General features: G+C 55.8%; 22 protein-coding genes and 1 other annotated feature. Of the genes, 10 read left to right on the plus strand and 12 right to left on the minus strand.

Going from position 1 to position 22331, the window contains the following annotated elements; translation table 11 throughout:
* Positions 1–92 precede the first annotated feature (92 nt).
* The 3 genes from EDF81_RS05725 to EDF81_RS05735 all read right to left on the minus strand — a co-directional run bounded on the left by EDF81_RS05725 (position 93) and on the right by EDF81_RS05735 (position 3626).
* Entirely contained in the window at positions 93–1151 is a 1059-nt protein-coding gene (locus EDF81_RS05725) for an FUSC family protein (protein WP_123347067.1), read from the minus strand.
* 87 nt (positions 1152–1238) lie between these two features.
* The gene (gene dacD, locus EDF81_RS05730; RefSeq protein WP_148049908.1) at positions 1239–2408 is read right to left on the minus strand and encodes a serine-type D-Ala-D-Ala carboxypeptidase DacD; all 1170 of its coding nucleotides are present in this window, start codon (positions 2406–2408) and stop codon (positions 1239–1241) included.
* A gap of 129 nt (positions 2409–2537) precedes the next feature.
* The gene (locus tag EDF81_RS05735; protein ID WP_123347069.1) at positions 2538–3626 is read right to left on the minus strand and encodes an acyltransferase; all 1089 of its coding nucleotides are present in this window, start codon (positions 3624–3626) and stop codon (positions 2538–2540) included.
* A 252-nt stretch (positions 3627–3878) separates the two neighbouring features.
* Here EDF81_RS05735 and sbcB point away from each other — a divergent pair, with 252 nt between their 5' ends.
* Complete coding sequence (gene sbcB, locus EDF81_RS05740; protein WP_260232653.1) at positions 3879–5309, plus strand: exodeoxyribonuclease I; 1431 nt, start codon at positions 3879–3881, stop codon at positions 5307–5309.
* A gap of 42 nt (positions 5310–5351) precedes the next feature.
* Here sbcB and tsuB read toward each other — a convergent pair whose 3' ends face one another.
* The 5 genes from tsuB to EDF81_RS05765 form a co-directional block, all read right to left on the minus strand.
* Positions 5352–5579 carry a thiosulfate utilization sulfurtransferase TsuB/YeeD gene (gene tsuB, locus EDF81_RS05745; RefSeq protein ID WP_123347073.1) on the minus strand — a complete coding sequence of 76 codons (228 nt, stop codon included), beginning with the start codon at positions 5577–5579 and terminating at the stop codon, positions 5352–5354.
* 15 nt (positions 5580–5594) lie between these two features.
* Complete coding sequence (gene tsuA, locus EDF81_RS05750) at positions 5595–6650, minus strand: thiosulfate utilization transporter TsuA/YeeE (RefSeq protein ID WP_123347075.1); 1056 nt, start codon at positions 6648–6650, stop codon at positions 5595–5597.
* Between the two features lie 161 nt (positions 6651–6811).
* Entirely contained in the window at positions 6812–8170 is a 1359-nt protein-coding gene (locus EDF81_RS05755) for an APC family permease (protein ID WP_123347077.1), read from the minus strand.
* Complete coding sequence (gene yoeI / locus EDF81_RS24110; protein ID WP_221180815.1) at positions 8160–8222, minus strand: membrane protein YoeI; 63 nt, start codon at positions 8220–8222, stop codon at positions 8160–8162. The genes EDF81_RS05755 and yoeI overlap by 11 nt, the downstream gene beginning before the upstream one ends.
* 288 nt (positions 8223–8510) lie before the next feature.
* Complete coding sequence (locus EDF81_RS05765; RefSeq protein ID WP_123347082.1) at positions 8511–9335, minus strand: SDR family oxidoreductase; 825 nt, start codon at positions 9333–9335, stop codon at positions 8511–8513.
* A 178-nt stretch (positions 9336–9513) separates the two neighbouring features.
* Here EDF81_RS05765 and hisL point away from each other — a divergent pair, with 178 nt between their 5' ends.
* From hisL to hisIE, 9 genes are all read left to right on the plus strand, one after another.
* On the plus strand, positions 9514–9564 hold the full coding sequence (gene hisL, locus EDF81_RS05770; RefSeq protein ID WP_001364200.1) for a his operon leader peptide: 51 nt from the start codon (positions 9514–9516) through the stop codon (positions 9562–9564).
* Positions 9540–9661 (plus strand) — a sequence feature (His leader region). Its footprint overlaps the gene before it by 25 nt.
* 47 nt (positions 9662–9708) lie before the next feature.
* Entirely contained in the window at positions 9709–10608 is a 900-nt protein-coding gene (gene hisG / locus EDF81_RS05775) for an ATP phosphoribosyltransferase (RefSeq protein WP_123347084.1), read from the plus strand.
* A gap of 5 nt (positions 10609–10613) precedes the next feature.
* Positions 10614–11918 carry a histidinol dehydrogenase gene (gene hisD / locus EDF81_RS05780; protein ID WP_123347086.1) on the plus strand — a complete coding sequence of 435 codons (1305 nt, stop codon included), beginning with the start codon at positions 10614–10616 and terminating at the stop codon, positions 11916–11918.
* Positions 11915–12976 (plus strand): histidinol-phosphate transaminase, encoded by a 1062-nt coding sequence (gene hisC, locus EDF81_RS05785; RefSeq protein ID WP_123347088.1) that lies wholly within the window; start codon positions 11915–11917, stop codon positions 12974–12976. Before hisD ends, hisC begins: the two co-directional genes overlap by 4 nt.
* The gene (gene hisB / locus EDF81_RS05790; RefSeq protein ID WP_123347090.1) at positions 12973–14040 is read left to right on the plus strand and encodes a bifunctional histidinol-phosphatase/imidazoleglycerol-phosphate dehydratase HisB; all 1068 of its coding nucleotides are present in this window, start codon (positions 12973–12975) and stop codon (positions 14038–14040) included. The genes hisC and hisB overlap by 4 nt, the downstream gene beginning before the upstream one ends.
* Positions 14040–14630, plus strand: coding sequence for an imidazole glycerol phosphate synthase subunit HisH (gene hisH, locus EDF81_RS05795; RefSeq protein ID WP_123347092.1), 591 nt, complete (start codon positions 14040–14042; stop codon positions 14628–14630). The genes hisB and hisH overlap by 1 nt, the downstream gene beginning before the upstream one ends.
* Positions 14630–15367 carry a 1-(5-phosphoribosyl)-5-[(5-phosphoribosylamino)methylideneamino]imidazole-4-carboxamide isomerase gene (gene hisA / locus EDF81_RS05800; RefSeq protein WP_123347094.1) on the plus strand — a complete coding sequence of 246 codons (738 nt, stop codon included), beginning with the start codon at positions 14630–14632 and terminating at the stop codon, positions 15365–15367. The genes hisH and hisA overlap by 1 nt, the downstream gene beginning before the upstream one ends.
* A complete protein-coding gene (hisF, locus tag EDF81_RS05805; protein WP_123347096.1) occupies positions 15349–16125 on the plus strand; it encodes an imidazole glycerol phosphate synthase subunit HisF in 777 nt (258 codons plus the stop codon). The genes hisA and hisF overlap by 19 nt, the downstream gene beginning before the upstream one ends.
* Entirely contained in the window at positions 16119–16730 is a 612-nt protein-coding gene (gene hisIE / locus EDF81_RS05810) for a bifunctional phosphoribosyl-AMP cyclohydrolase/phosphoribosyl-ATP diphosphatase HisIE (protein ID WP_123347098.1), read from the plus strand. Before hisF ends, hisIE begins: the two co-directional genes overlap by 7 nt.
* Positions 16731–16768: 38 nt before the next feature.
* Here hisIE and EDF81_RS05815 read toward each other — a convergent pair whose 3' ends face one another.
* From EDF81_RS05815 to cpsG, 4 genes are all read right to left on the minus strand, one after another.
* The gene (locus tag EDF81_RS05815; RefSeq protein ID WP_184999469.1) at positions 16769–17653 is read right to left on the minus strand and encodes a Wzz/FepE/Etk N-terminal domain-containing protein; all 885 of its coding nucleotides are present in this window, start codon (positions 17651–17653) and stop codon (positions 16769–16771) included.
* A 261-nt stretch (positions 17654–17914) separates the two neighbouring features.
* A complete protein-coding gene (gene ugd, locus EDF81_RS05820) occupies positions 17915–19081 on the minus strand; it encodes a UDP-glucose 6-dehydrogenase (RefSeq protein WP_123347102.1) in 1167 nt (388 codons plus the stop codon).
* A 262-nt stretch (positions 19082–19343) separates the two neighbouring features.
* Positions 19344–20750 (minus strand): NADP-dependent phosphogluconate dehydrogenase, encoded by a 1407-nt coding sequence (gene gndA / locus EDF81_RS05825; protein WP_123347104.1) that lies wholly within the window; start codon positions 20748–20750, stop codon positions 19344–19346.
* 168 nt (positions 20751–20918) lie between these two features.
* Positions 20919–22289: a colanic acid biosynthesis phosphomannomutase CpsG gene (cpsG, locus tag EDF81_RS05830; protein WP_123347106.1), complete on the minus strand. Its 1371-nt coding sequence runs from the start codon at positions 22287–22289 to the stop codon at positions 20919–20921.
* Between the last annotated feature and the right edge of the window lie 42 nt (positions 22290–22331).

Genomic DNA, 22331 nt, shown 5'->3' on the forward strand with positions numbered 1-22331 from the left:
GGCACCAGGCGCTGATTTTTACACTGTGGCCATCATAACCTTAACCGGGCTGAATCGAAACAACCTTGCAGCGCGGGCGCTGCGGCTGGAGATTATTTGCGCAATGCCCGGCAGATTAAGTGTGATAGCAACTCCAGCTGACGCGCCAGTTCACTGCTTAACCAGACGTAGCCGTGGATGGGCGTCTCCACCAGGCTCTCCCCATCCCGGGCGTCGATCAGCTGGCGCAGTTCGGCGGCAATCTCGCTTAGCCGTGCGCTGTTGGCGCGAATAGGCTGAGGGTTTCCTTCATACAGCGCATGAGCGATGGTCAGCAGGGTTTGCTGGGTCATCTGCTGGGTTTCACGCAGGGTCCGCGCATTCAGCATCACAAAGTGGCTGTCGCGGGAAGCCCAGTACGCGTTGATTTGCAGCTCCAGCATGCAGACCAGATTGCGGTTAACGGTCTGGATCGCTTCGAAAATCGATTTCTGGATATGGGTCTCTTTGCTGGCTGGGGTGATCAGCGCACGCATTTTCACCACGTCATTCAGCATCTGCTGCAGCCGCTTTTCCAGCCGCGGCCTTTCCACCAGATTGGGCGAGAATCCGGCCTGATAGACGCGATTGAACTGGGTAACGTAGTGGGCCATCTGGATCCGCCAGTGCAGAAAGGCCCGCTGGGGCCAGATACCGGTAAACAGCATAGCCAGCAAAGAACCGAGGATCACATCGCCCCCGCGCCACAGGGCGGTATGCATATCGCCTGCGGGCGCGCCCACCACCACCGCCAGAGTGATACCGATTAACAGTGCCTGGTAAGGCTTTTTGCCCAGCGCCAGGAAGCCGCACAGAAACATCCCGGCGGCGCACCACAGCAGCATTAACGGCAGTGAGATCAGTTCGAGCTTTAGCGCCACCAGACCCAGCACCGAGCCGAGAATTGTACCGCCGATACGATCAAAGGCACGCGGAACCACGTTACCCCAGAAGGAGATCGGCCCCATAATCACCACCAGGGTGATCAGCGGCCAGGTCCCTTCCGGTACGTCAAGCAGACGCACCAGCAGAAAGGTGAGAATAAACGCCAGCGCAATCCGCACGCCGTGAACAATCCGGTAGTGGCGGTAGAGGCGTATTTCAAAAGGACTAAGAGACTTATCGGGACGCACAGCCGTTCTCCGGCAAAGGTCTGAAAGGCACAATTGTACCGGTTTTTCCACGAAGGGCATTACCCTCCGCGGTTGAACCTTGTCCGGTCAGGCCTTATGGTGAATATAGTCGCTGAGACGGGAGAAGAAACCGCCCTTCTCCACCGCTTCGAGCGTCATCAGCGGCAGGTGCGCCACGAGCTTATCCCGGTCGTAGAGTTCAATTTCCCCCACCTGCTGATGGGCAGCAATCGGCGCATCCAGTTCTTTGCCATTCAGACTATAGCGGGCTTTGATATGGGGCAGTTCCGCTTTTGGCAGGGCCAGCCAGAAATCCTGCTCGGTGCCAAGCGCGATCTGCTCTTTATCGCCGTACCAGATCCGCTCATGGGCCAGCTGTTTGCCTTTTTGCAGGATCTGCACGGTATCAAAGTTTTGCTGACCCCAGTGCAGGAGCTTCCGGGCCTGATCTTCACGCCCTTTCGGGCTTTCTGCACCCATAATCACCGCGATCAGCCTCCGCTGGCCATCAACCGCCGAGGCAATCAGGTTAAAGCCCGCTCCAGAGGTGTGGCCGGTTTTCAGGCCATCGACGTTAAGCGACTTATCCCACAATAGGCCGTTGCGGTTCTGCTGGGTGATCCCGTTCCAGGTCAGGCTTTTCTCGCTGTACATATGGTAGAACTCAGGCTCGCCGTGAATAATGGCGCGGGAGAGTACCGCCAGGTCGAAAGCTGAACTGTGTTGGCCTGGCGCATCCAGACCGTGGACGGTCTCGAAGTGGGTATCGCGCAGATTCAGCTTTGCCACATAGTCGTTCATCATTTTCACAAACTGCGGCTGACCACCGGCAACATAGTCGGCCAGCGCCACGCAGGCATCGTTGCCGGAATCGACAATCAGCCCACGGCTCAGGTCGCGAACAGAAACCTGCTCCCCGGCTTTGAGGAACATCAGCGATGAGCCGTTAAAGACCGGATTACCCTTTGCCCAGGCGTCCGGCCCCACGGTGACCCGATCGTCGGCGGTGATGCGGTGGCTGTCGATGGCGCGATCCACTACGTAGCCGGTCATCAGTTTGGTCAGGCTGGCGGGATTGCGCTGCTGGTGTTCGTTCCCGGCGGTCAGGATCTGGCCGGTGGTATAGTCCATTAATACCCAGGAACCTGCCTGGACGGCGGGCGGTGGCGGAGCAAAATCCGGTGTCTCGGCAAGGGCGGACGAAATACTCGTGGCGAGTAAAGATACAGCAATAAACAAGCGGGCTTTCAACAGCATATCCTCAGTGATTCATTCGGCGTCCTTTGTACGGAAACAGATATGTCCTGGCTTCGGCAAATTGAAAGTAAATATGACAGAGAAAGGCAGAAAACAGGCGCGATTGCCAGACTCGCGCCCTCTTCCTCGTTAGATCTCCGCGGCTCTCAACTCATTCCTGCCGACTTTAGCGAGCAGATAATTTTTAAGTGCCGTTGAACCTTTCCGTTCGAAATATTTATAGGATAAATGCGAAAGTATCAACGTCAGCAAAGACGCCGCAATAAAAACAGCCAACCCTTTCTCTGAATGCAGTAAATACTTCTTAACTAAATGCATTACAGGATTATGCAGCAAATATACCGAGAAAGAAATCTCACCCAGATAGAACAGCACTCCCGGAATGTAGTTATCTAACCATTTAGCGTTAAAGACCAGCGCAGCAAAAAGCAAAGCCATAAATAATGCAGATGATTTCAGCCCGTGGTCATTGATGCCATGATAAAAACACCCGTATGCAACCACACTCAATGCAACAATTAATAACGGTAGTGAAATCACCGCCGGAACATTTTTAAATTTAGCATATAGCAGAGCTATGCTTACGCCCAAAATAAATTCATACATTATAGGATTAGTGATGAACCCTAAAAATTCAGATTTGTATGGATAGCCTTCAACACCAAGAGTCGGCGTGAACCCTGAACAAATCGGAATAATGATGAGTGCCACCGTAAACATCATAAACAGCGCTATCATTTTCCGCCTGAAAATAAATGATAATGCCATTAAGGCATAAAAATACATCTCATAGTTAAGCGTCCATCTGACACCCGTAATGGAATTCACATCTATATAAGCAGGCGCATATTCCATGGTGGCTGGCATAAACATAAAAGAACGAATAAAATTTAATGTTTTATCGTCGTAGTGAAACGTACTCATCGCTCCGCCAATCGCGAAACCGAGTATAATAAAGAACAAATACGCCGGATAAATTCTTGAAAAGCGGTTAACCACAAAATTTATAGCTGACGATTTACTCTGCCCTGAATAAACCATGATAAAACCACTCAGAATAAAAAAAATGGTCACACCTAAACCACCTGAATTGAAAACTGCCGATACCCACCGATTATCTAAATCAAGATTAAGTTGCCATTTGTAGTGAAACAAAACAACAATAATTGCGGCAATGCCGCGCAGAGCCTGAATTGTTTTAAGTGAATGTGCCGACATACCGGATTCCAGTTTTTTTTAGCCGACAATAATACCACCCCTGGTGCCAGGTCATCAACGTGTCCGGGGCTTGCTGGCCAGGCGCTCGTCCATCAGAATCGATGATTTCAGTCGGGCCTAAATATGGTTTACCATAGAGGAATGGTCGTTTTATGCCGCTGATTGTCATGGCGTTTGATGTACAATCAATGTCGTAAGAAGGCGATTTACAATTCAAATTCAGTTACATACAACATCAGGCGTGTACATCAGGTGACAGTTAAAAACAACGACGGACAGAACACTTTTCTCTTTCACGATTATGAAACCTTCGGCACCCGTCCGGCGCTCGACAGACCCGCGCAGTTTGCCGCTATCCGCACCGATGAAGACTTCAACGTTATCGGCGAGCCGGAGGTGTTTTACTGTAAGCCCGCCGATGACTATCTCCCCCAGCCGGAAGCGGTGCTGATTACCGGCATTACGCCGCAGGAAGCGCTCGCCAAAGGCGATAACGAGGCGGCGTTTGCCCGACGTATTCACGATCTGTTTACGGTGCCGAAAACCTGCGTGGTGGGCTATAACAACATCCGTTTTGACGATGAAGTGACGCGTAACATTTTTTATCGTAATTTCTACGATCCCTACGCCTGGAGCTGGCAAAACGATAACTCCCGCTGGGATCTGCTCGACGTTATGCGCGCCTGCTATGCCCTGCGCCCGGACGGGATCAACTGGCCGGATAACGACGACGGCCTGCCCAGCTTCCGCCTGGAACATCTGACTCGCGCCAACGGTATCGAGCACAGCAACGCCCACGATGCGATGGCCGATGTCTACGCCACCATCGCCATGGCGAAACTGGTGAAATCCCGCCAGCCGAAGCTGTTTGACTATCTCTACACGTACCGCAATAAGCGCAAGCTGGCGACCCTGATCGATGTCCCGCAGATGAAACCGCTGATGCACGTCTCGGGCATGTTTGGCGCAACGCGCGGCAATACCAGCTGGGTCGCCCCTCTGGCCTGGCATCCGGATAACCGAAACGCGGTGATTATGGTGGACCTGGCCGGCGACATGTCTCCGCTGCTGGATCTCAACGCCGATGAACTGCGCGAGCGCCTCTATACCGCCAAAGCGGATCTCGGCGATAACGCCGCCGTGCCGGTCAAACTGGTGCATCTGAACAAGTGCCCGGTGCTGGCACAGGCCAACACGCTGCGACCGGAAGATGCGGCACGTCTCGGCGTTGACCGCCAGCGCTGCCTGGATAACCTGCAGATCCTGCGCAATAACCCGCAGGTTCGCGATAAAGTGGTGGCGCTGTTTGCCGAAGCGGAGCCGTTCGCGGTGGTGGATAACGTCGATACCCAGCTCTATAACGGCTTCTTTAGCGATGCGGACCGCGCGGCGATGAAAATCGTCCTTGAGACCGATCCGCAGAATCTCCCGGCGCTGGATATTACCTTTGCCGATGCGCGTATCGATAAGCTGCTGTTTAACTACCGGGCGCGTAACTTCCCCGGCACGCTGGATGAGCAGGAGCAGCAGCGCTGGCTCAACCATCGTCGCGACGTCTTTTCCCCGGAGTATTTACAGGATTATGCCCAGCGGCTGGAGATGCTCTATAACCAGTATGCGGATAATAGCGAGAAGCAGGCGCTGCTGAAGGCGCTGTATCAGTACGTGCAGACGATTGTCTGACGGGTTCTCCCGCTACTGGCCGGTAGCGGGAGAGAAGGTAAATCAGGCTTTCTTCACCGTAATGCTCCAGGCCGCATCGCCGACCTGCTGGAAATCAGTGATAGCGTGCCCCTCTTCTGCCGCCCACTGTGGAATCGCTTCCGTCGCCTGAGTGCAGTCGAACTCAATCACCAGCTCATCGCCGCTGACCATTTCTGCCAGCGCGGCTTTTGCTTCGATCAGAGGAAACGGGCAAACCTGGGTTACCACGTCGAGTTTTTTAATCGCCATTTTTAGCTCCTTTGCTTAAGCCGCTGCGCGGGCCAGTTTCGCCTTCTGCTGCGGGCGTACATACAACATCCAGGACGCGGTCCACACGCCGAGGATCATAAAGACCAGTCCGATCCAGCCCTGCCAGGTCAGCATCGCCGTCATCACCAGACCATTACCAATCGAACAGCCTCCGGCAATGCTTGCGCCGAAGCCCATCAGCAGGCCACCGAAGCCGCTACGCAGCGTGGTACCCACATCGGCGGCGCGCACGCGGAATTCGCGGCTGGCCTTCGCGGCAATAAACGAGCCGAGGAAGATCCCCAGTACCAGGAACACGCCCCAGTTCAGGGTCTTGCTGTCACCACCGACCAGATACTGCAGGATATTTGCCGTTGGCGAGGTGATCCCCAGGCCAAACATACGGCCGGTGGCTTCGCTCAGCGGCCAGGCCAGCAGTGCAATCAGGCCGATCAGGATCGCGGTAACAAACGGGTGCCAGCGCTTTTCAAACAGCAGGTGTGCCAGCCCGGTACGACGCGGCGGCAGCGAGGCGACTTTCAGCTTCGGCTTGCGCAGCTCTTTGCTGACCAGCCAGAGGGTCACCACCACCAGCACCGCGATAAGCGGCCAGACGGAGAAGCCGAAGGTTTCCGGGATCGAGTTATGTTCCGTACTGTAGGTTTTCAGGGTCTGGTTCAGGCCGCTTGCGTGCGGGGAGCGCATCACTGCGCTCATAACCATATAGGTCGCCAGCGCAATCCAGCTGCCGATCAGGCCTTCACCGGCGCGATACCAGGTTCCGGTCGCACAGCCGCCCGCGTAGACAATACCGAGACCAAAGACAAAACCGCCGGCAATCGTACCGAGCCACGGGAAGGCACCGGCGTTATAGCTCAGCACGCCCATCTGGATCAGGGCAAAAACACCCACGCTCTGAATGCAGATAGCGATCAGCAGCGCATAGAACATACGGTTGTTTTTGGCGATATACATATCGCGGAAGCCGCCGGTCAGGCAGAAGCGTCCGCGCTGCATCACAAAGCCAAGCAGCGCGCCGCAGAGCAGCCCAGTGAGGATCATCTGTAACATAAAAAGTCATTAACCTGAGAAATAGCAAAACAGAAATTATTGCCCACCGGCAATGCCAGGACCAATAACCAAAGAATCTAAGTCAGAACGGAATGATATTAACATCTGAAAATAAAAACCGGAGGCCTGAGCCTCCGGTTTATTGACATCCGGCAGATAAATTATGCGGCGTCGTCGTACTGCGGAACCGGGTTACGGAAGCTGCGGGTCACGCAGGCCAGATAAATCAGGCCGATGGTGCCCCAGATCAGGCCGAGGATCATTGAGCTCTGCTCAAGGTTGACCCACAGCGCGCCCACGGTCATCGCGCCACACATCGGCAGGACCAGGTAATTGACGTGGTCTTTCAGCGTTTTGTTACGCTTCTCGCGGATCCAGAACTGGGAGATCACCGACAGGTTAACGAAGGTGAAGGCCACCAGCGCACCGAAGTTAATCAGCGCCGTTGCGGTTACGAGGTCGAATTTAATCGCCAGCAGTGCCACCGCGCCAACCAGCAGTACGTTCCAGGCCGGAGTACGCCATTTCGGGTGTACATAGCCGAAGAAACGGCTCGGGAACACGCCGTCGCGGCCCATGACGTACATCAGACGAGAGACGCCCGCGTGTGCCGCCATACCGGACGCCAGTACGGTAATAGTAGAGAAAATCAGCACGCCAAACTGGAAGGTTTTACCCGCCACGTAGAGCATGATTTCCGGCTGAGACGCTTCCGGATCTTTAAAGCGAGAGATATCCGGGAAGTAGAGCTGCAGGAAGTAGGAGGCAGTGATAAACACCAGGCCACCAATCAGCGCCGTCAGGAAAATCGCCTTCGGGATCACGCGCTCTGCGTCTTTGGTCTCTTCAGACAGGGAGCTGATCCCGTCAAAGCCAAGGAACGAGAAGCAGAGAATAGTCGCACCGGTAATCATCGGCACCACGTGTGCTTCCGGGCCCCAGAACGGCTTCGCGCTCGTCAGGGTACCTTCACCTTCGCCGTGAGCCACGCCGTAGATGATCAGGCCGACAATCACCGCCACGATACCCATCTGCAGGATAACGATAACGGTGTTGAAGTTAGCAACGGACTTGATGCTGCGCAGGTTGCAGATGGTCATAAAGCCCACCAGCGCCACAACAAAGATCCATGACGGAACGTTCGGCACCAGCGCTTCAAAATAGATTTTCGCCAACAGGATGTTGATCATTGGCATAAAGAGGTAGTCCAGCAGGGACGACCAGCCCACCATAAAGCCAACGGTCGGGCTAATGGATTTCTGGGCGTAGGTATAAGCCGAACCCGCGGACGGGAAGCGACGAACCAGCTTGCCATAACTCAGGGCGGTAAACAGGATAGCCACCAGCGCGAAACCGTAAGCGGTCGCCACGTGGCCTCCGGTCAGGCCGGAAACGATACCAAAGGTATCAAACAGCGTCATTGGCTGCATGTAGGCCAGGCCCATCATAACAACCGGAATCAGCGTAAGCGTTTTACGCAATTCCACGCGAGAGGTGTTTGGAGTAACGTTATGCGACATGGTGGTTCCCCTTAACGGTGATAGCCATGGCGTAAGCGAAAAATTGCCCCATTATGTGTATTCCTCGGCGACAACAACTGTCGGTTTTGAAGTAAATATCTATCCGGTACGAAGCCCGGCCTCTTTGTTTTGAATGATGTTTCCTGAGTGCAAAAAAATAACCGACGCGTTTAACGTCGGTTAGTTGCATTTTTTGCAGGCGGCATATTTTGCCCCAAATTGAGGCGCGATGACAAGAGAATGAAAAGCAGATTGCCTACTAAAATTGGTAACCGCTTGATAAACCGACAGTGGCCGGATCGCCACCGCACGATTTGTTCATTTTTGCGCCAGATTTTGCTTACTCCAGCGGCATTACCAGCGGGTCAGGATATTGATACTCAAATCCCAGCTCGTTACAGATCCGGTTTCCGTCGATAAGTTTGCCTTTTCCCGGGTCGGTCGACGGGGTAAATACCGGCGGTTCCAGCTCAAGCTGGCGTGCCATCTGCGGATAAAATGTCTCGCGGGAAGGATGCTGCGGCGCACAGATATTGTAGATATGCCCGCCCTTCGGTGCCTGCAATAGCAGGGTAATCGCGGCAACCACATCGTCCAGATGCACCAGGTTCACGCCGTGTCCGCCATCGGCAGCGGATTTTCCTGCGAGGAAACGCCCCGGATGACGGTCCGGCCCCACCAGCCCGGCGAGGCGAAGGATATCAACCGAGGTACCGGGGAGGTTATGCAGCCAGTCTTCCAGCTCTTTCAGCACCGTGCCGCTGGCGGTCACCGGCTCACGGGGACTGCTCTCTTTAATCAGGCCCTCGGTACGCCCATAGACGGAGGTCGAGCTGGTAAAGAGGATACGCGGAACGCCACGGGCCAGAGCGGTATCAACGACTTCCTGCACCGCCTGTAGGTAGAAGTCGGCATCCGGGCCGCTGCGCCGGGCGGGCAGCGTCAGCACCAGCGCATCGACATTCATTAATGCATCCAGGTCATCCGGGTCGCAGACCAGCTCCGGCTCCAGACGCAGCGGATAACTGTCAATTCCGCACATTCGTGCGGCTTCCACGCCGTCGAGGGTCGTCTTGCTCCCGGTGACCTGCCAGCCTCGCGCATTCAGCGACAGTGCCAGCGGCATACCTAACCAACCCAGACCAATAATGGCGACCTTTTTCATCTCTGCTCTCCTGAACGCTAACCACTTACTGCATTAAGGCTACGCCAGGGCAACGGAACTGACAATTTATACCGTCTGGATGAAATGAATTAATGATCAAAAAAAAGGGCTTGCCTTCGATAAGGTAAGTGGTTTAGGTTTAATGCCATCAATGCATAAGCATTCACTGGAATTTTTTATGACACGCGTTCAGTTCAAACATCACCATCATCACCATCACCCTGACTAGTCTTTCAGGCGATGTGTGCTGGAAGACAGTTAGATCTTCCAGAGGTGCATGAACGCAAGAGAGCCCCCGGAAGATCATCTTCCGGGGGCTTTTTTTTGGACCGAATTCAGGCAGACACGACAGGAATGAAGAGGAAAATAAAGAATGTTAGATAATACCCGCTTACGTATCGCAATTCAGAAATCAGGCCGACTGAGCGAAGACTCACGCGAACTGCTGGCCCGCTGCGGTATCAAGGTCAACCTGCACACCCAGCGTCTGATTGCGCTGGCGGAAAATATGCCGATTGATATTCTGCGCGTACGTGATGACGACATTCCTGGCCTGATTATGGATGGCGTGGTCGACCTCGGGATTATCGGTGAAAACGTTCTGGAAGAAGAGCTGCTCAGCCGTCGCGCTCAGGGCGAAGACCCACGCTATTTCACCCTGCGTCGCCTCGATTTCGGCGGCTGCCGTCTGTCGCTGGCCACCAACGCCGACGAAACCTGGGACGGCCCTACTGCCCTCGACGGTAAACGTATCGCCACCTCTTACCCGCACCTGCTCAAGCGCTACCTCGACCAGAAAGGTATCTCCTTTAAATCCTGTCTGCTGAACGGCTCTGTGGAAGTCGCTCCGCGCGCGGGTCTGGCCGACGCTATCTGCGACCTGGTTTCTACCGGCGCAACCCTTGAGGCCAACGGCCTGCGCGAAGTCGAAGTGATTTATCGCTCCAAAGCCTGTCTGATCCAGCGCGACGGCGAGATGGCCGACGCCAAACAGCAGCTGATCGATAAACTGCTGACCCGTATCCAGGGCGTGATTCAGGCCCGCGAATCCAAGTACATCATGATGCACGCGCCGACCGAGCGTCTGGAAGAAGTGATCGCCCTGCTGCCGGGTGCGGAACGTCCGACCATTCTGCCGCTGGCAGGCGATCAGCAGCGCGTTGCCATGCATATGGTCAGCAGCGAAACCCTGTTCTGGGAAACGATGGAGAAACTGAAGGCGCTGGGCGCCAGCTCTATCCTGGTTCTGCCTATTGAGAAGATGATGGAGTAACGCCCGTGAGCTTCGAGACCCTTGTAGACTGGAACAGCAGTACCCCGGAACAGCAGCAACAGCTGCTGAAACGCCCGGCGCTTGATTCTTCCGATACCGTCACCCGCACCGTGGCGGCGATCCTTGATAACGTCAAAGCGCGCGGGGATGATGCCCTGCGTGAATACAGCGCTCAGTTCGACAAAACCGAGGTGGCCGCGCTTAAGGTCAGCGCCCGTGAAATCGCCGAGGCCGGTAGCCGTCTTAGCGACGCGCTGAAAACAGCGATGGCCGTGGCGGTTAAGAACATCGATACCTTCCACCAGGCCCAGATTTTGCCTGCCGTGGATGTCGAGACTTTGCCGGGGGTTCGCTGCCAGCAGGTGACGCGTCCGGTGGCTTCCGTCGGGCTCTATATTCCCGGTGGCTCCGCGCCGCTGTTTTCTACCGTGCTGATGCTGGCAACCCCGGCGCGTATCGCCGGATGCCAGCGCGTGGTGCTCTGCTCTCCTCCGCCAATTGCGGATGAGATTCTCTATGCCGCACAGCTCTGCGGCGTGCAGGAGATCTTTAACGTCGGCGGCGCGCAGGCTATCGCCGCCCTCGCCTTCGGGACCGAATCGGTGCCGAAAGTGGATAAGATTTTCGGGCCGGGCAATGCCTGGGTAACCGAAGCCAAGCGCCAGGTCAGCCAGCGTCTTGACGGTGCGGCAATCGATATGCCTGCAGGTCCATCCGAAGTGCTGGTGATTGCCGATGCCGGAGCAACCCCGGATTTTGTCGCCTCTGACCTGCTTTCTCAGGCCGAGCACGGTCCTGATTCTCAGGTGATCCTGCTGACGCCGGATGCCGAAATGGGTCGTCAGGTGGCGCAGGCGGTAGAACGCCAGCTTGCCTCTCTGCCGCGTGCGGAAACCGCCCGTCAGGCGCTCGCCGCCAGCCGGATTATCGTGGCGAAGGATCTGGCCCAGTGCGTGGCGATTTCCAATCAGTATGGCCCGGAGCACCTGATTATTCAGACCCGCAACGCGCGTGACCTGGTGGATGATATTACCAGCGCCGGTTCCGTGTTCCTTGGCGACTGGTCCCCGGAATCCGCTGGCGACTATGCGTCCGGCACCAATCACGTGCTGCCGACCTACGGCTATACCGCCACCAGCTCAAGCCTGGGACTGGCGGATTTCCAGAAGCGCATGACGGTACAGGAACTCTCCCGCGACGGTTTCCTGTCGCTGGCGTCAACCATTGAAACTCTGGCCGCCGCCGAGCGCCTGGACGCTCACAAAAACGCCGTCACGCTGCGCGTCAACGCCCTGAAGGAGCAAGCATGAGCATTGAAGATCTCGCCCGCAAAAATGTCCGCGAGCTGACGCCCTATCAGTCCGCCCGCCGTCTCGGTGGCAAAGGTGACGTCTGGCTGAACGCCAATGAATACCCGACGGCGGTGCCGTTTGATTTAACCCAGCAGAGCCTGAACCGCTATCCGGAGTGCCAGCCGAAGGCGGTCATTGAAAACTATGCCCAGTATGCGGGCGTGAAACCGGAGCAGGTTCTGGTCAGCCGTGGCGCGGACGAAGGGATCGAACTGCTGATCCGCGCGTTCTGCGAGCCGGGCCAGGATGCCGTGCTCTTCTGTCCGCCGACTTACGGTATGTACAGCGTCAGCGCCGAAACCATCGGCGTGGCCTGGCGTACGGTTCCGGCACTGGAAGACTGGCAGCTCGATTTGCAGGGCATCGCCGACCAGCTCGACGGCGTGAAGATCGTCTATGTGTGCAGCCCGAATAACCCGACCGGGCAGATTATCAATCCTCAGGATATTCGCACCCTGCTGGAGATGACCCGGGGCAACGCTATCGTCGTCGCCGATGAAGCCTATATTGAGTTCTGCCCGCAGGCGTCGCTGGTAAGCTGGCTGGCCGAGTATCCGCACCTTGTCGTGCTGCGTACCCTGTCGAAAGCCTTTGCCCTTGCGGGCCTGCGCTGTGGCTTCACGCTGGCAAATGAAGATGTTATTGCTCTGCTGATGAAAGTGATTGCGCCTTATCCGCTCTCAACGCCGGTGGCGGATATCGCCGCTCAGGCTCTGAGCCCGCTGGGTATTGTGGCGATGCGCGAGCGGGTGGCGAAGATTCTGGTCGAGCGCCAGTATCTGGTTGCCGCACTGCGGGATATTCCCTGTGTCGAAGCCGTCTGTGATTCGGAAACCAACTATATTCTTGCGCGGATCGCAACGTCGAGCGCGGTCTTTAAATCTCTGTGGGATCAGGGCATTATCCTGCGTGATCAAAACAAACAACCCTCCTTAAGCGGCTGCCTGCGTATTACCATCGGCACCCGTGAAGAGAGCCAGCGCGTCATCGACGCCTTACGTGCGGAGTCTGTATGAGTCAGAAGTACCTCTTTATCGATCGTGATGGCACCCTGATTGGCGAGCCACCAACGGATTATCAGGTAGACCGCCTGGAGAAGCTGGCCTTTGAACCGCAGGCGATCCCGGTCCTGCTGCAGCTGCAAAAAGCGGGCTACAAGCTGGTGATGATCACTAACCAGGATGGCCTGGGCACCGACAGCTTCCCGCAGGCGGATTTCGACGCCCCGCACGATTTGATGATGCAGATTTTCACCTCCCAGGGCGTGGTGTTTGACGAAGTACTGATTTGCCCGCACCTGCCGGCCGATAACTGCGACTGCCGCAAGCCGAAAACCCAGCTGGTCACCGCGTATCTGGCCGAAGAGGCGCTGGATAAAGCCAATAGCTATGTGATTGGCGACCGCGCCACCGATATCGAGCTGGCGGACAATATGGGCATTACCGGCCTGCGCTATAACCGCGAAACTCTCAACTGGGCGGCCATTGGCGAACAGCTGACCCGTCGCGACCGCTACGCGCACGTGGAGCGTAATACCAAAGAGACGCAGATCGACGTTAAGCTCTGGCTCGACCGCGAAGGCGGCAGCAAAATCAATACCGGCGTCGGCTTCTTCGACCATATGCTGGATCAGATCGCCACCCACGGCGGCTTCCGCATGGAGATCGCAGTAAAAGGCGACCTCTATATTGACGATCACCACACCGTAGAAGACACCGGTCTGGCGCTCGGCGAAGCATTGAAAATGGCGCTGGGCGACAAGCGCGGCATTAACCGCTTTGGCTTTGTGCTGCCGATGGACGAATGTCTGGCCCGCTGTGCGCTGGATATCTCCGGCCGTCCGCACCTGGAGTATAAAGCCGAGTTTACCTACCAGCGCGTGGGCGATCTCAGCACTGAGATGATCGAGCACTTCTTCCGCTCGCTCTCCTATACCATGGCGGTAACCCTGCACCTGCGTACTAAAGGCAAGAATGATCACCACCGCGTGGAGAGCCTGTTTAAAGCCTTTGGCCGCACCCTGCGCCAGGCCATCCGCGTTGAGGGCGATACCCTTCCCTCCTCGAAAGGAGTGCTGTGATGAACGTGGTGATCCTCGATACGGGCTGTGCCAATCTGAATTCGGTTAAGTCCGCCGTCAGCCGTCACGGCTACGATCCCGTGGTGAGCCGCGATCCGGACGTGGTGCTGCGCGCCGATAAGCTTTTCCTGCCCGGCGTCGGAACCGCTCAGGCGGCGATGGATCAGCTACGCGAACGCGAGCTTATCGAACTGATTAAGGCCTGTACCCAGCCGGTGCTGGGGATCTGCCTCGGCATGCAGCTGCTGGGCCGCTTTAGCGAAGAGAACCAGGGCGTTGATCTGCTGGGTATTATCGACGAAGCCGTGCCTAAAATCCCCGACGTCGGCCTGCCGCTGCCGCATATGGGCTGGAACCGGGTCAACGCCAAAGCAGGCCATCGTCTGTTCCAGGGCATTGAGGACGACGCCTATTTCTACTTTGTTCACAGCTATGCCATGCCGGTGAATGCCAGCACCATTGCCCAGTGCAACTACGGCGAGCCATTTACCGCCGCCGTGCAGAAAGATAACTTCTACGGCGTTCAGTTCCACCCGGAGCGCTCAGGCGCGGCGGGCGCGCAGCTGCTGAAAAATTTCCTGGAGATGTAATGATTATTCCGGCGTTAGATTTGATTGATGGCACGGTGGTGCGTCTCCATCAGGGCGATTACGCCCAACAGCGTGATTACGGCAGCGACCCGCTCCCGCGTCTGCAGGCCTATGCGGCCCAGGGTGCGGAAGTCCTGCACCTCGTAGACCTGACCGGTGCGAAAGACCCGGCTAAGCGGCAGATCCCGCTGCTGAAAACCCTGGTTGCCGGGGTAAACGTCCCGGTACAGGTTGGCGGCGGCGTGCGCAGCGAAGAAGACGTTGCGGCCCTGATTGAAGCCGGCGTTGCACGCGTGGTAGTCGGCTCTACCGCGGTGAAAGATCCTGAAATGGTTAAGGGCTGGTTTAAACGCTTTGGCGCCGACGCGCTGGTGCTGGCGCTGGACGTCCGCATTGATGACCAGGGCGTGAAGCAGGTCGCGGTCAGCGGCTGGCAGGAGAACTCCGGCGTCACCCTCGAAGAGCTGGTCGCAACCTATCAGCCTGTCGGTCTGAAGCACGTGCTCTGTACCGATATTTCCCGCGATGGCACCCTGGCCGGCTCCAATGTTTCTCTGTATGAAGAGGTTTGCGCCCGCTACCCGCAGGTGGCGTTCCAGTCATCGGGTGGCATTGGCGATCTTAACGATATCGCCGCCCTGCGCGGAACGGGCGTGCGCGGCGTGATTGTCGGTCGCGCGCTGCTGGAAGGTAAGTTTAACGTAACGGAGGCGATTCAATGCTGGCAAAACGGATAATTCCCTGCCTGGACGTGCGCAACGGGCAGGTCGTGAAAGGCGTCCAGTTCCGTAATCACGAGATTATTGGCGATATCGTCCCGCTGGCAAAACGCTACGCCGAGGAAGGCGCGGATGAACTGGTGTTCTACGATATCACCGCCTCCAGCGACGGCCGCGTCGTGGATAAAAGCTGGGTAGAGCGGGTTGCAGAAGTGATTGATATCCCCTTCTGCGTCGCAGGCGGCATCAAGTCTGCCGAGGATGCCGCGCAGATCCTCTCCTTCGGCGCGGATAAGATTTCTATTAACTCGCCTGCGCTGGCGGACCCGGAGCTGATTACCCGCCTGGCGGATCGCTTTGGCGTGCAGTGTATTGTGGTCGGAATTGATACCTGGTTCGACGAGACCACCGGCAAGTATCACGTTAACCAGTACACCGGCGACGAGAGCCGCACCCGCATCACCACCTGGGAGACCCTCGACTGGGTGCAGGAAGTGCAGAAACGCGGTGCCGGGGAGATCGTCCTGAATATGATGAATCAGGACGGCGTGCGTAACGGCTACGATCTGGTACAGCTGAAAAAGGTCCGCGACCTGTGCCGCGTCCCGCTGATTGCCTCCGGCGGCGCGGGTACCATGGAGCACTTCCTGGAAGCCTTCCGTGATGCGGGCGTCGATGGCGCGCTGGCGGCGTCGGTGTTCCACAAGCAGATTATCAATATTGGTGAATTAAAAGCGTACCTGGCAAATCAGGGCGTGGAGATACGGATATGTTAACAGAGCAACAACGCAGCCAGCTGGACTGGGAAAAAACCGACGGCATGTTACCGGCCGTGGTGCAGCACGCCGTTTCCGGCGAAGTGCTGATGCTGGGCTATATGGACAGAGACGCGCTGGCCAAAACCGAAGCCAGCGGCAAAGTCACCTTTTTCTCACGCAGCAAGCAGCGCCTGTGGACCAAAGGTGAAACCTCCGGGCATTTCCTGAACGTCGTCAGCATTACGTCAGACTGCGATAACGACACCCTGCTGGTGCTCGCCGACCCGATTGGCCCGACCTGCCACACCGGCAGCTCCAGCTGCTTCGGCGACAGCAGCCACCAGTGGCTGTTCCTGTATCAGCTTGAGCAACTGCTGGCTTCGCGCAAAACCGCCGACCCGGCCAGTTCTTATACGGCCAAACTGTACGCCAGCGGCACCAAACGCATTGCGCAGAAAGTTGGCGAAGAAGGGGTAGAAACCGCCCTCGCCGCCACCGTGAACGACCGCGAGGAGCTGACTAACGAAGCTTCGGATCTGATGTATCACCTGCTGGTGCTACTGCAGGATCAGGATCTGGATTTAACGGCGGTGATTGAGAACCTGCGGGCAAGACATCAATAAGCCTGAAAAAAACCGGGCGCTTTATCCGCCCGGTTTTTTTAGATTTCGCGACGCTGCCGATAGTTATGCAGGGCGCTTTGCGTCAGAACAATACCCACCCCTGCAATAAGCCCCAGTATTAAAGACACCAGCACGACCATGATTCTGGTTTTGTTCTCTTCCTCCTGAGGCGCCGTCGGCTCAACGACATAGAAGAAAGTGCCAATCTTCATTTTCTCAGGCTCAAGCGCGGCCAGCTTCAGCAGCTGTTCCTGCGTATTCAGGTACTCATCGGCATAGTTTCGCTGCGAGTCTGCGTCTTTTCTAATCACCACCACGCCGTCACCGGCTTCACGCGAGGTCTGAGACTCAATACGCTGAGCGCGCTGCTCTTTGGCTAATTTTTCCTGTATCGCCAGCGATGCCGTCAGTTCCTGTTTTCTCAGCGTGATATTGGTGTTCAAATCATTAATCAGCTGCTTCCCGACGTCCTGATTGACCTGCTCAACCAGGGTTCTGAGGCTGCTGTCTAACTGCTCAGGCGCACCAGCAACATAGCTGATTTTAATCGGAGAGGCGCTGTTCGGTGACGGCAACTGCGTCATCTTCAGGACATCTGTACGGACCGTCTCTTTGTACTCATCCTGCATTATCCGCGCAGACAGCAAAGCGGAGAAACGATCAAAGGTCGCAGCGCGAATATCAGAAATAGAAGGTATAAACGTCTCCGCTGCCCCCTCTTTTCTCACGCCCGACGGATACAGCAGTAACAGGGTATTTGTATAATCCGCCACCTGCCCGGTTTCCGGCATCGACACCACGGCCGTTGAAATCCATTTAGGTTTGTGGAAGATAAGGTAAGCAGTTGCGATAATCAGTGTAAAAACCAGAGTGCAGAGAATAATTTTTTTGCCCTTCCAGAGCTGTAACAGAAGATCAAACATATCGACCTCCTGATTTTCTGTGATTCCCTTTTGTTCACGACGCTCAGTGCTGTGCATAATAGCCTTTAAAAGTGTGTTATCTCATTATGATTGTAGTGGTCACTACCATAACCGCCATAAGATTTTGATTAATAGTGCGATTAAATGTATGCCATGGTGACTATTCATATTAAAAATGTTACTGCATCACATACGACCTCATTGCCCCCCAAAACGTAAAAAGGCCCTGATAAAGGCCTTTTACGTCGATGGTGATGCGATTTAGTCGCTGCCGAACAGATCGCGGGTATAAACCTTATCCGCCACGTCTGCCAGCTCTTTTGCCATCCGGTTGGAGATAATCACGTCGGCTTCTTGCTTAAACGCATCCAGATCGCGCACGACGCGGGAGTGGAAGAACTCGTCTTCTTTCATCACCGGCTCATAGACAATGACCTGCACGCCTTTCGCCTTGATTCGCTTCATAATCCCCTGGATAGAAGATGCCCGGAAGTTATCAGACCCGCTCTTCATAATCAGCCGGTACACCCCGACCACCTTCGGCTGGTGAGCAAGGATAGAGTCGGCAATAAAGTCTTTACGCGTGCGGTTGGCATCCACAATCGCCGAAATCAAGTTATTCGGGACGGTGTCATAATTTGCCAGCAGCTGCTTGGTATCCTTCGGCAGGCAGTAGCCGCCGTAGCCAAATGACGGGTTGTTATAGTGATTGCCAATACGCGGATCCAGGCACACCCCTTCGATAATCTGGCGGGTATTCAGACCCAGGCTCTCGGCATAGCTATCCAGCTCGTTAAAGTAGGCCACGCGCATCGCGAGGAAGGTATTGGCGAAGAGTTTAATCGCCTCCGCTTCGGTCGAGTCGGTAAACAATACCGGGATATCGGTTTTGATCGCCCCTTCCTGCAGCAGCGCCGCAAAACGCTCCGCGCGTTCTGAACGCTCGCCGATAACGATACGGGAAGGATGGAGGTTGTCATACAGCGCCTTGCCTTCGCGCAGGAATTCCGGGGAGAAGATCAGGTTATCAATACCCAGTTTGTCTTTTATGGACTGGGTAAAACCAACCGGGATAGTGGATTTGATGATCATGACCGCGTCAGGGTTAATCTCCACCACGTCGCGGATAACCGCTTCAACCGTTGAGGTATTGAAGTAGTTATGTTTCGGGTCGTAATCGGTCGGGGTGGCGATAATGACATAGTCTGCGTCACGATAGGCATCGTGTTTATCGGTGGTGGCGCGGAAGTTGAGAGGCTTCTCGGTCAAATACTGCTGGATCTCGGGATCGACAATCGGCGAGACCTTCTGGTTTAGCATATCCACTTTTGCCTGCACGATATCCAGCGCCACCACCTCATGGTTCTGGGCAATCAGAACACCGTTCGACAGACCAACGTAACCTGTACCTGAGATTGTTATTTTCATTCGTAAGTAACTTCTTTAAGTATGAGTGTCAGGAGGATGGCAGAAGAACCACCGCGAAAGTCGTTATCTGATGGGGTTTTTAACTCTTCCGTTAATCCACTGTCAAGGCACCACCCCGCCTGCTTCCCCCTGCCTCAGGTAGTGATTTATGCTGGTTTTTTTCCTTGCATTTCAGCCGTTGCGCTACCGCCGGGTGCTGGCAGGCAAAAAAAAAGCCCGGTATCAGTTACCGGGCCTTTCATCATCAGGATGCTAAATCAGATTAATCCAGCCATTCCGTATGGAATACACCGTCTTTATCCGTGCGCTTGTAGGTATGCGCCCCGAAGTAGTCACGCTGAGCCTGAATCAGGTTAGCCGGCAGTACCGCAGAACGGTAGCTGTCGTAGTACGCTACGGCCGCAGAGAACGTCGGTACCGGAATACCGTTCTGAACGGCATAGGCCACTACGTCGCGCAGCGCCTGCTGGTATTCATCAGCGATGTTTTTGAAGTATGGTGCCAGCAGCAGGTTCGCGATACCGGCGTTTTCCGCGTAGGCATCGGTAATTTTCTGCAGGAACTGGGCGCGAATAATACAACCGGCACGGAAAATCTTCGCGATTTCACCGTAGTTCAGATCCCAGTTGTTCTCATCGGACGCGGCACGCAGCTGAGAGAAGCCCTGCGCATAGGAGACAATTTTGCCCAGATAGAGCGCACGACGCACTTTCTCAACGAATTCGGCTTTATCACCCGCTGGCTTAGCCTGCGGACCGGACAGCACCTTAGAGGCCGCCACGCGCTGCTCTTTCAGAGAAGAGATATAGCGTGCGAATACGGATTCGGTGATCAGGGACAGCGGCTCGCCGAGATCAAGAGAGCTCTGGCTGGTCCACTTGCCGGTGCCTTTGTTGGCGGCTTCATCCAGAATCACATCAACCAGGTATTTACCCTCTTCATCTTTTTTGGTGAAGATGTCTTTGGTGATGTCGATCAGATAGCTGCTCAGCTCGCCGTTATTCCACTCGGTGAAGGTCTCGGCCAGCTCTTCGTTGGAGAGGTTCAGGCCACCCTTCAGGAGCGCATAGGCTTCAGCAATCAGCTGCATGTCGCCGTATTCGATACCGTTATGTACCATCTTCACGTAGTGGCCCGCACCGTCAGGACCGATATAGGTCACGCACGGCTCGCCATCTTCTGCAACGGCAGCAATTTTGGTCAGGATCGGCGCAACCAGCTCGTAAGCGTCTTTCTGACCGCCAGGCATGATGGAAGGACCTTTCAGGGCGCCCTCTTCGCCACCGGAAACGCCGGTGCCGATAAAGTTAAAGCCCTCAGCAGACAGCTCACGGTTACGACGAATGGTGTCGTGGAAGAAGGTGTTGCCGCCATCAATGATGATGTCGCCTTTATCAAGGTACGGCTTGAGGGAGTCGATAGCCGCATCGGTGCCAGCGCCCGCTTTCACCATCAACAGGATACGACGTGGCGTTTCCAGAGATTCAACAAATTCCTGTACCGTGTAGAACGGAGCCAGTTTCTTGCCCGGATTTTCGGCAATGACTTCTTCCGTTTTATCACGAGAGCGGTTGAAGACGGAGACGGTATAACCACGGCTTTCGATGTTGAGCGCCAGGTTGCGCCCCATCACTGCCATACCGACGACGCCGATCTGTTGCTTGGACATTACATACTCCTGTCAGGTGTGGTCACCGCGACATGTGCGCGGTTTGAATGTGGCTTAGATGTTAACTCAGTAATAGGCAGAATGAATAGCCTTTGCTAACCGATGCCACACTGATTGCCTAATCCTGGACCGTCAGGCCGCACAGGCACAGTGACGGCCGGACCGGGATTACTCTCCGAGTAGCGCGAGAATCTCTTTTGTTTTCTCTTCCATCAGCGCGGTATCTGCGCGAGATTCCACGTTCAGGCGCACAACCGGCTCGGTGTTCGACGAGCGCAGGTTAAAACGCCACTGGGGGAACGCCATACTAATGCCGTCCGTGTGGTCAATCTCCAGCGCATGAATGGAAAAATGCTGCTGAACGCGCGCAATCGCTTCGGCTGGTTTTTCCAGCTTTCTGTTAATTTCACCACTCGCCGGGAACGCCGCCATCCGGTCGCGAACCAGTTCGCCCAGGGATTGTCCTTTCAGGCACAGCAGCTCGGTCACCAGCAGCCAGGGGATCATGCCGCTGTCGCAGTAGGCAAAATCACGGAAATAGTGGTGAGCGCTCATTTCCCCGCCGTAGATCGCATCTTCGGCGCGCATCCGCTCTTTGATAAAGGCGTGACCGGTCTTCGACATCACCGGCGTACCGCCAGCAGCACTCACCACGTCAACGGTGTTCCAGGAGAGGCGCGGGTCGTGGATGATTTTGGCACCCGGATTTTTCTCCAGGAATGCCTCGGCCAGCAGGCCGACAATGTAGTAGCCCTCGATAAACTGTCCACGCTCGTCAAACAGGAAACAGCGATCGAAATCGCCGTCAAAGGCGATACCCAGATCGGCCCCGTGCTCAATCACCGCATTGCGGGTATCGGCGCGACACTCCGGCAGCAGCGGGTTAGGAATGCCGTTGGGGAAGTTGCCGTCCGGGGTATTGTGGACCTTGATAAAAGTCACCGGCACCTTCAATGCCTGGAAGCGGGCCTCAATCGCATCAATCACCGGGCCCGCCGCGCCGTTGCCGGCGTTAATCACCAGCTTGAGCGGCTTCAGGTTCGCCGGGTTGATATAGCCCAGCAGGTGGTCAATATAGGCATCCTGCAGATTGATTTTCTGATAGCTGCCGCGACGGGCTTCGTCTACCGGCGGGAAGTCGTTGGCTTCCGCCAGACGCTGCAAGTCGCGCAGGCCGGTATCGCCGCTGATTGGCCGCGCGCCTTCGCGTACCAGCTTCATCCCGTTGTAGTCCATCGGGTTATGGCTGGCGGTCACTTCGATCCCGCCGTCCACGCCGAGGTGGAAGGTGGCGAAGTAGATCTCTTCGGTACCGGACAGGCCGATATCCAGCACGTCAACGCCCGCATCCTGCAGCCCTTTTGCCAGCGCCAGCTTCAGGGACTCGCTGGTCAGGCGCACATCGCCACCCAGCACGATGTTTTTCGGTTTCAGATACTCGCCATACGCGCGGCCAATTCGCCACGCGATGTCTTCATTCAGTTCGACGCCCAGCTTGCCGCGAATATCGTAGGCTTTAAAACAGGTCAATTGTTGCATTGGTTTCGCTCCTTCGGCCAACCACTCTCCTCCCGCACAAGA

It is taken from the genome of Enterobacter sp. BIGb0383 (assembly GCF_003751845.1).
GTDB lineage: Bacteria > Pseudomonadota > Gammaproteobacteria > Enterobacterales > Enterobacteriaceae > BIGb0383.